The organism is Micromonospora sp. R311, from assembly GCF_056780015.1.
Genome location: NZ_JBSWCE010000079.1, coordinates 1 through 8,965 on the forward strand (window position 1 = coordinate 1; position 8,965 = coordinate 8,965).

8 protein-coding genes are annotated in these 8,965 nt (G+C 75.3%); 3 read left to right on the forward strand and 5 right to left on the reverse strand.

Annotated elements, in window-relative coordinates; translation table 11 throughout:
* The coding region (locus tag AC1WTP_RS33800) for a glycosyltransferase family 4 protein (RefSeq protein WP_481653280.1) at positions 1-912 on the forward strand (912 nt) is incomplete at its 5' end.
* A gap of 363 nt (positions 913-1,275) precedes the next feature.
* Here AC1WTP_RS33800 and AC1WTP_RS33805 read toward each other — a convergent pair.
* From AC1WTP_RS33805 to AC1WTP_RS33820, 4 genes are all read right to left on the reverse strand, one after another.
* Complete coding sequence (locus tag AC1WTP_RS33805; protein WP_481653281.1) at positions 1,276-2,559, reverse strand: citrate synthase; 1,284 nt, start codon at positions 2,557-2,559, stop codon at positions 1,276-1,278.
* A gap of 306 nt (positions 2,560-2,865) precedes the next feature.
* The gene (locus AC1WTP_RS33810) at positions 2,866-5,001 is read right to left on the reverse strand and encodes a sulfatase-like hydrolase/transferase (protein ID WP_481653282.1); all 2,136 of its coding nucleotides are present in this window, start codon (positions 4,999-5,001) and stop codon (positions 2,866-2,868) included.
* Positions 4,994-6,418 carry a methyltransferase gene (locus tag AC1WTP_RS33815; protein WP_481653283.1) on the reverse strand — a complete coding sequence of 475 codons (1,425 nt, stop codon included), beginning with the start codon at positions 6,416-6,418 and terminating at the stop codon, positions 4,994-4,996. The genes AC1WTP_RS33810 and AC1WTP_RS33815 overlap by 8 nt, the downstream gene beginning before the upstream one ends.
* Positions 6,419-6,429: 11 nt before the next feature.
* Complete coding sequence (locus AC1WTP_RS33820; RefSeq protein WP_167183181.1) at positions 6,430-6,579, reverse strand: hypothetical protein; 150 nt, start codon at positions 6,577-6,579, stop codon at positions 6,430-6,432.
* Positions 6,580-6,750: 171 nt separating this feature from the next.
* Between AC1WTP_RS33820 and AC1WTP_RS33825 the strand changes: the two genes are divergently transcribed.
* The gene (locus AC1WTP_RS33825) at positions 6,751-7,152 is read left to right on the forward strand and encodes a VOC family protein (RefSeq protein WP_481653284.1); all 402 of its coding nucleotides are present in this window, start codon (positions 6,751-6,753) and stop codon (positions 7,150-7,152) included.
* A 53-nt stretch (positions 7,153-7,205) separates the two neighbouring features.
* Here AC1WTP_RS33825 and AC1WTP_RS33830 read toward each other — a convergent pair whose 3' ends face one another.
* Entirely contained in the window at positions 7,206-7,892 is a 687-nt protein-coding gene (locus AC1WTP_RS33830; RefSeq protein WP_481653285.1) for a helix-turn-helix domain-containing protein, read from the reverse strand.
* Between the two features lie 84 nt (positions 7,893-7,976).
* Between AC1WTP_RS33830 and AC1WTP_RS33835 the strand changes: the two genes are divergently transcribed.
* Entirely contained in the window at positions 7,977-8,831 is an 855-nt protein-coding gene (locus tag AC1WTP_RS33835) for an arginase family protein (protein WP_481653286.1), read from the forward strand.
* Positions 8,832-8,965 lie beyond the last annotated feature (134 nt).

Here is an 8,965-nt window from a genome sequence, read left to right on the forward strand (position 1 = left end):
ACCACCATCCACGCCACCGAGGCCGGCCGGCACCAGGGCTGGCTGCCCGAGGAGATGAACCGCACCATCCACGGCGTGGAGCAGTGGCTCAGCTCCGAGTCGGGCCGGGTGATCGTCTGCTCGGGCTACATGCGGGACGAGGTGACCGGGCTGTTCGGCGTCCCCGCCGGCCGGGTCGACGTGGTGCCCAACGGCGTCGAGCCGCAGCGCTGGCGGGCGCCGGCCGCCGCGGTCGCCGCCGCCCGCGCCCGGTTCGCCGGGACCGGACCGCTGGTCACCTTCGCCGGCCGGCTGGTCTACGAGAAGGGCGTGCAGCACCTGATCGCCGGGCTGCCGCGGCTGCGGGAACGGCACCCGGAACTGCGCGTGGTGATCGCCGGGGACGGCCCGTACCGCGGCGAACTGGAGGCCGACGTGCACCGGCTCGGCCTCGGGTCCGCGGTGAGCATGCCCGGCTTCCTCGGCGGCGCCGAGCTACCCGCGGTGATGGCGGCGTCGGACTGCTTCGCGGTGCCGAGCGTCTACGAGCCGTTCGGCATGGTCGCGCTGGAGGGCGCCGCCGCAGGCGCGCCGCTGGCGGTCGCCGCGACCGGCGGGCTGGCCGAGATCGTCGAGCCCGGCGTGACCGGGGTGACCTTCCGCCCGCACGACCCGGACGGGCTCACCGACGCGGTGCACGCCCTGCTCTCCGACCGGGAGCGGGCCCGGGCGCTGGCCCGCCGGGCCCGGGCCATGGTGCACGAGCAGTACGGCTGGGCGGCGATCGCGCAACGCACCGGGGCGACCTACGCGGCGGCGATCGCCACCGCGCCCGCCTTCACCGCCGAGCGCACCGCGCAACGCATGGCCCACGGCCGCGCCCTACCGCCCGTCCCCACCGGCAACCTCCTCGCCGCCGCCGGCCTCCGCTGACCGCCACGACGCGACATCGGGGCCCCACCCACTGTCGAGCTGCCCGGACCGACGGGGCAGCAGGACGAACCGGAACTCCACCGGACGTCGAGGTGGATCATGGGTGGGGCGAGGCGGGGCGGTGACGGTGCCGCGTCCCGCGTGGCCGGTCTCAACAATGGGGCAGCTCGACAGGGCGCGAGCGCATCCCGCGTGGCCGGTCTCAACAATGGGGCAGCTCGACAGGGCGCGAGCGCATCCCGCGTGGCCGGTCTCATCGATGGGGCAGCTCGACAGGGCGCGAGCGGGGCACGTGCCTTCGTACAACGCGACAGGCCGCCGACCCCTCACGGGTTCGGCGGCCTGTCGGATGCGCAGCGGCGGTCAGCGCTCGGTGAGCGGCAGGTATTCGCGCTGCGGGGAGCCGACGTAGACCTGCCGCGGACGGCCGATCTTGGTCTCCGGGTCGTTGATCATCTCGCGCCACTGGGCGATCCAGCCGGGCAGCCGGCCCAGCGCGAAGAGCACCGTGAACATCTTGGTCGGGAAGCCCATGGCCTTGTAGATCAGGCCGGTGTAGAAGTCCACGTTCGGGTAGAGCTTGCGGGAGACGAAGAAGTCGTCCGCCAGGGCGATCTCCTCCAGCTCCATCGCGATGTCCAGCAGCGGGTCCGGCTTGGCCATCCGGCCGAGCACGTCCTGGGCGGCCTTCTTCACGATCGCGGCGCGCGGGTCGTAGTTCTTGTAGACCCGGTGGCCGAAGCCCATCAGCTTGACGCCGTCCTGCTTGTCCTTGACCTTGCGGACGAAGGACCGGACGTCGTCCCCCTCGGCCTGGATCTTCTCCAGCATCTCCAGCACGGCCTGGTTGGCACCGCCGTGCAGCGGGCCGAAGAGGGCGTTCACGCCGGCGGAGACCGAGGCGAAGAGGTTGGCGTTGCTGGAACCGACCAGCCGGACGGTCGAGGTGGAGCAGTTCTGCTCGTGGTCGGCGTGCAGCACGAAGAGCATGTCCAGCACCCGCGCCATCACCGGGTCGACCTCGTACGGCTCCGCCGGCACGCCGAAGGTCATCCGCAGGAAGTTCTCCACGTAGCCCAGCGAGTTGTCCGGGTACAGCAACGGCTGGCCGATCGACTTCTTGTAGGCGTACGAGGCGATGGTGGGCACCTTCGCCATCAGCCGGACCGTGGACATCTCCACGTGCGAGGAGTCGAACGGGTCCAGGCTGTCCTGGTAGAAGGTGGAGATCGCGCTGACCGCGGAGGAGAGCACGGCCATCGGGTGGGCGTCGCGCGGGAAGCCGTCGAAGAAGCGGCGCATCTCCTCGTGCAGCAGCGAGTGCCGGCGGATCCGCTCGCTGAACTCGGTCAGCTGCTGCTCGGTCGGCAGCTCGCCGTAGATCAGCAGGTAGGAGACCTCCAGGAAGGAGGACTTCTCGGCCAGCTGCTCGATCGGGTAGCCCCGGTAGCGCAGGATGCCCGCGTCGCCGTCGATGTAGGTGATCGCGGACGAGCAGGCCGCGGTGTTGACGAAACCGGGGTCGTACGTCGTCAACCCGGTTTCCTTCAGCAGCTTGCCCACCCCGATACCGGCGGGGCCCTCGACCGCGGACTGCACCGGCATCGACAGCTGCCCACCGGGGTGATCGAGCTTGACTTCCGTCATGTGGTTCCTCGCTTCGCCGGCAGATCTACGTTGAATTGCCTTCGCTTCTACCGTATTCGCGGTTGCCGGGACACCGCCCACCGTGGTTCTGCGGTGAGGCATGCGTCACCCGATTCCCGACCAGCCGGCGGGGAAACCCGGGCGGCCGGGCGCCGGAGCCGGGCCGCACCGGTGCGGGCGTGCCGTGGGAGCGCGGCCGGGAACGCGCCTGCTCATCCCGTGGGAGCGCGACCGGAGGCGCCGCCCGGGAGCGCCACGGAGGACGGGCCGGGCGCGCCACGAGGACGCGCCGGGCGCGGGCGCGGCTCAGGAGAGGGCGAGCCGGTGCAGCGTACCGTCGGCGGCGAGCTGGTAGACCTCCAGCCGGTTCGCGCCGGCGGCGAAGAGCCGGTCGTCGGCGAGCAGGGCGGCGAACCGCCGGCCGCCGGCGTCGCGGGCCACCACCGGGACCACGGCGCCGACCCGGCCGTTGACCGCGACCGCGAGCAGCGTGCCGTCCGGCACCGGGTCGGGCACGTCACCCCAGACCAGCGCCGGCAGCCGGCCGGTGTCCGGATCGACGTCGTCGAACGCGGCCAGGTCGGCCACCCGGGCCGAGCCGCCGGTCGGCCGGTTCCCCACCGCGGTGCCGACCAGCGGGTGTACGGCCGGCGGCGGAAGCGGGTCGGGCACCCCGCCGGGGAGGGGCACCGGCTGGCCGGGGCGGTCGTAGAACGACTTCCCGGCGCCGCGCGGCGACTGTCGGGCGGAGCGCCCGTCGACCCGGCGGGGCAGCCGGATGGCCGCCTCGTCGGCGAGCGTGGGCAGCAGGTCGACGTGCTCCCAGTTGCGGTCGTCGACCCGGCCGGCACGCTGCCCCGGCGACTTGACGAACATCGGCACCCAGGCGACCTCGTCCGGGGCGGCCCGGATCGCGTCCATGCCCCGCCCCTGGGAGCCCTGGGTGAAACTCACCCCGTGGTCGGCGGTGACCACCAGCAGGGCCTGGTCGTAGAGGCCGGTGGCGCGCAGCGTGCGCAACGTCTCGCCGATCAGCCGGTCGGTGTAGCCGAGCTGCGCGAGGTGACGTTGCCGGGCCAGGTCCACCCAGCCGGCGCCCTCGTTCGGCAGGTCCTCCGGGGCGTCGTAGCGCGCCCCGGAGGGCAGGTAGGTCCACGGCGAGTGCGGCATCAGCAGGTGCAGGAAGTGCAGCGTCGGCCGGGCCGCGGGTTGGAGGCCGGCCAGGAACGCGGTGAACCGGGCCGGCTGGTTGTCGTCCAGGTTGTCCCAGCGGAACTTGGGGTCGGCCGGGACCGGTTCGGCGGCGTCCAGCCCCGCCTCGGCGCGGGTGCGCTCCCGGTAGGAGTCCTCCGGGTCGATCCGGCTCTCCACCGGCGCGGCCACCCGTCCCAGCAGCTTGCCGGTCTCCCGGACCAGCACGCCGAGCCCCTGCTCCGGCATGATCGGCTGGTCGCAGCGGCTGGGCGGGCAGAGCCGGGTGATGCTCTCCTCGGCGCGGATGTCGTACAGGCCGCCGAAGGCGGTGAAGAGGTTGTCCGGGTACTGCGAGTAGTGCGGCGCCACACCGTGCGCCGGGTACCGGCCGGTGAGCATCGCCGGCAGCGCGTACGGGGTCCAGCCGCTGACCCCGGTGGCGTTGCGGTACCAGGTGGAGCCGGCGGCCAGCTCGGCGAAGTGCGGGAACCGGGCCGCGTCGATCCGTCCGTCCGGGCCGAGCAGGGAGACCAGCGGCAACTCGTCGAGGACCAGCAGGACCACCGGCGGATGCCGCCCGCCCTGGGCCGCGCCGGCCGCGCCGCCCTCGCCGCGGGGCAGCACCACGGCCGACGCGGGTGAGGCGAACAGGAACAGGCCGACGAAGACCAGCGGACCGGCGGCGGCCACCCGCAGCACCCGCCCGGGCGCCCGCCACCGTCGGTGCGCCGCCGCCCCGGCCGCGCCGGCCACCGCCGCCAGCACCAGCAGCGGTACGCCACGCAGGCCGGTGGCGTGCCGGCCGGCCTGCACGGCCAGCGCGGCGAGCAGCAGCCCGACCAGCAGCGTGTGCGTGGTGGCGCGGACGGCCCGGCCGGCCAGCCGGGTGAGCGCGCCGAGCAGCCCCACGGCCAGCGTGGGCGCGACCGCGATCAGCACCACCAGGAGCAGGATCTCGCCCCGGTCGGCACGGTGGAAGAGGAAGAAGTCCGGGCTGCGGCCGAGGACGTCGAGCAGCGGCTGGGTGACCACCAGCCCGACCAGCGCCGCCACCTCCAGCAGCCGGGCGAGCTCGGCCCGCCAGCCCGAGGACGGTTCGCGGGCCGCCGGCCCGGCCGAGGGCGTAGGCCCCGCCGGTGGCGCGGACCCGGCGGGTGGCGTGGGTGCGGCGGGTGGCGTGGACCCGGCCGGGTCCGTCCCGCTCGGGCGCGGGTCGGTCGGGCCGGGCGCCGTTGCCGGCTCAGCCACCCACGACCGCCGCGTACAGGGTCCGGGTGCCCGACGGCAGTTCCAGCCGGCGCTCGATCCGGCCCCGCGCGCCGAGCAGCCGCTCGAACTCGTCGCGCCGGTAGTCGGGGAAGATGCCGTCGGGCTTGTTGGCCAGCAGCCGGCGGGCCATCGGATCGTCGGGGTGGACGAACTCCACCACGATCCGCGCGCCGGGCGCGCAGAGCTGGGTGAGGAAGTCCACCACCTCGGGCAGCGGCACGTTGCGGCCGATCGCCAGGTGGTGCACCACGGCGAGGGCGAGCACCAGGTCGGCGGCGGCCCGGTCGGCGAAGCCGGCCCGCTCGACGCCCCGCCAGCCGCCACCCGGTGAGGGGTCGGCGAGGTCCATCACCAGCGGCAGGACGCGCCGCTCCCCCTCGGCGCGCAGCGCGCGGTAGAGCTCGTCCACCACGGCCGGGTCCTGTTCCACGGCGACCACGTAGTCGGCGTGCCGGGCGGCGAGCCGGGCGTACCGGCCGTCGTTGGCGCCGAGGTCGAGCACCAGCCGGGCGCGCGGCGAGGCGGCCAGCGTCCCGGCGACGAACGCCTCCTTGGCGGCCCGGTCATCCGCCGAGTAGCCACAGGTGCGCTGGTAGGCCGACCAGTGGCTGGCGGTGGCCGGGCGGTCGAGCCGGCGGACCAGCTTCTCGATGCCGCGCACGGTGGCCAGCGCCAGCTCGGCCGAGTAGCCGGCGGCGCGCAGCTGGGCCCGGGCTTCGGCGGTGCTGGTGCCGGCGTGCCGGCTCTGCATCGCCGCGTGCAGGTGCACGTGGGCGAGCACACCGGGGCGCAGCCGGCGGGCGCCGCCGAAGAGCGGGCGCATCTGGTCGGCGTCGATCCCGTCCACCCGGGCCCGCAACCAGGGCTGGAAGTCCAGCCCGAGGTGGGCGCCGAGCAGCAGCGGATAGAGCAGGGTCTGGCAGAACTGGCGGTAGCCCGCCCAGGGCTCGCCGTCGCGGACCGGGGTGAAGGAGCCGACGTCGATGAAGACCGGCTCGGCGCCGCGCCACTGGAGGTTGTAGGCCGACCCGTCCTTGGTGGTGAACCCGGCCGGCAGCGCGGCGCGGAGGATCTCCAGGTGCAGCAGCGCGGCGTCGCGCAGCATGCTGAAGGACCACTCGTACGGGTGGGAGACGAACGGGATGCGCTCGTGCCGGAGCACGGCGGCCCAGCCGGCGCCCGCGGGCAGCAGTGCCGGGTCGGCCGGCTCGGTGCCGCAGACCTTGCCGGCGGCCAGCAGGGCGGGGAAGAAGTCGGTGGCGGCCAGGGCCCGCCACTCCTCGGCCGCCCGCGCGTCGAGCCCGCGCAACACGTCGTCCCCGGCGTGGAAGACCCGGTTGGCCGGGTCGCGGAACGAGGCGGGCTCGGGCCGCACCCCGGTGTCGGAGATCGCCATCGCCGGCGGAGTCAGCGCTGGTCGGTGGGCTGCCGGCGGAACCGGTCGACGAGCCGCCGCCAGTAGAGCTTGGCGGCCACCGCCGCGCCGGCCACCCCGCCGACCACCGCCTGCACGATCAGGCTGCCGGACCCCGCGTCCAGGTAGGCCAGATGGTTCACCGACCGCTCCTTCCCCTCGCCGTGTCGACACCGGCACCCCGTATAGCCGGAATTGCCGGACTTCTGACACCGTACGCCGCCTGTCCGCCCCGTGCGGGCCACACCGGCCACTCCGTCCGGCGTCCGTTTCGTTCAAGACACCCCGGCCGGGCGCTCCCTACGGTGGACGCCATGGCACCGACACTCGATCTCATCGGCATGGTCACCAGCGATCTGTCCCGCTCCCTCGCCTTCTACCGGCGGCTCGGCCTGGACATCCCGGCCGAGGCCGACACCGAGCCGCACGTGGAGGTCACCCTGCCCGGCGGCCTCCGGTTGGCCTGGGACACCGTGGAGACCATCCGCTCGTTCGACCCGGACTGGAAGCCCGGCCAGGGCGGCGGCGCCGGTCTCGCCTTCCGCTGCGCCGATGCCGCCGAGGTGGACCGCGTCTACGCGGACCTGCTCGCCGCCGGCTACCAGGGGCACCTGCCGCCGTGGGACGCCGAGTGGGGGCAGCGGTACGCGGTGGTGCTCGACCCGGACGGCAACGGCGTGGACCTGTTCGCCTGGGTGGCGGGCGCCGCCGGCTGACGTGCCCGGCCGGACCGTGCCGCCCCCGGGTCGGCAGTCGCCGGCCGAGCGCGTCAGCCGGCGGCGAGCAGCACGGTGGGTGGCACCCCGGCCAGGTCGCGCACGTCCCGGGTGAGGTGCGCCTGGTCGGCGTAGCCGCAGCGGGCGGCCACCTCGGCCAACGGCGTGCCGGCCCGGGCCAGCGCCAGCGCCCGGCGCATCCGTAGGATCCGGGCGAGGGTCTTCGGGCCGTACCCGAACAGCTGCCGGGAGCGGCGGTGCAGGGCGCGCGGGTCCAGACCGACCTCGGCGGCGGTCGCGGCCACCGGGGCGCCGGCGGCCAGCGCGGCGGCGACCCGCGCGCCGAGCGGGTCGGGCCCGCCGGCGGCGCGCAGCCGCCGCAGCGCCACCTCGACCAGCACGGCGCCGGGGTCGGCCGCGGCCCGCTCGGCCAGGCCGACGACCTCCCGGTCACCCCAGAGGTCGGCCAGCGGGACCCGCCGGTCGCGCAGCTCGACGGCGGGCACGCCGAGCACGGCCGGGCCGGTGCCCGGGGGCAGCCGGAGCCCGACCCAGCGCTGGCCGGGCACGGCCGGGCTCAGGTGGGCGCTGCGGTCCGGCCCCGCCACCAGCAGCCCGGCGTGGCTGGACCAGAGCAGGTCGACGCAGCCGTCCGGCAGCACCCGGTTCGGTGCGGTGCCGGCCGTCGTGGCGGTCCAGAGCACCGCACCGGCGACGCCGGCGGGTCGTTCCCGGTACACGCCACCCAGCGTGCCACGCCTCCGGTCGGGCTACGACCCGGCGATCGCCGGTCCGACCGCGGGCCACGCCGCTACCCTGCCGGTGTGCGATGGGTCGTGCTGGACGCGCCGCTGGACTCGTCCGGGACGGGCCGGGGTGAGCAGCGGGCGCCTGAGGCGCTGCGCGCCGCCGGCCTGCTCGCCGCGCTCGGCGCGGACGACGGCGGCCGGGTGGACGCGGTGGTGGACGACCCGGAGCGGGACCCGGCCAGCGGGCTGATCGGCGCGGCCCAGGTACGCCGGGCCGGGGCCGCCGTCGCCGCGCGGGTCGGCGAGCTGCTCGCCGCCGGCCACCGCCCCCTGGTGCTGGGCGGGGACTGCGCGATCCTGCCGGGCATCTGCCTGGCCCTGCCGCCGGCGGTGACGCTCTGGTTCGTCGACGGCCACCCGGACTTCTACGACGGGCGCACCTCGGAGACCGGCGAGGGCGCCGACATGGACCTGTCGGTGATCACCGGGCACGGCCCGGCCGCCGCGGTGGACCACGACGGCCCGCTCGTCGACCCCGCCCGGGTGCACCTGCTCGGGCACCGCCCGCCCGACGACCCCGCCAACCGGGTGGAGGCGGACCGGATCGACCCGCGGATCCACCAGCTTCCGGTGCCGGAGCTGCGGCGGCGCGGCGCCGGCGAGGTCGGCGCGGAGCTGGCCGCGGCCGGCGACGGACCGGCCTGGCTACACCTCGACCTGGACGCGGTCGATCCGCGCGACCTGCCGGCGGTCACCTACCGGGAACCGGACGGGCTGCGCTGGGCCGAGCTCACCGCGCTGGTCACGCCGCTGGCGCGGGCCGACCGGCTGCTCGGCATGAGCGTGACCGACCTGAACACCGACGAGGATCCCGACGGGCGCCACACCCGGCGCGTCGTCGAGGTCCTCGCCGAACTGCTGGGCCGCTGACCGCCCCCAGCCGGCCGATGCAGGCCGCATGCGGGCTCGCCCGCTCCGTTGCGCCGGCTAGACGAGTAGTTCCGATGTCAGGGGTCGATGTCTGGGTATGAAGAGAGGGCATCCAGGATCATGTTGTGACGCAA

Bases quoted from the DNA above. Each gene is read 5' to 3' on its own strand.
- AC1WTP_RS33805 (WP_481653281.1), bottom strand. From the start codon at position 2,559: ATGACGGAAGTCAAGCTCGATCACCCCGGTGGGCAGCTGTCGATGCCG.
- AC1WTP_RS33815 (WP_481653283.1), bottom strand. From the start codon at position 6,418: ATGGCGATCTCCGACACCGGGGTGCGGCCCGAGCCCGCCTCGTTCCGC.
- AC1WTP_RS33825 (WP_481653284.1), top strand. From the start codon at position 6,751: ATGGCACCGACACTCGATCTCATCGGCATGGTCACCAGCGATCTGTCC.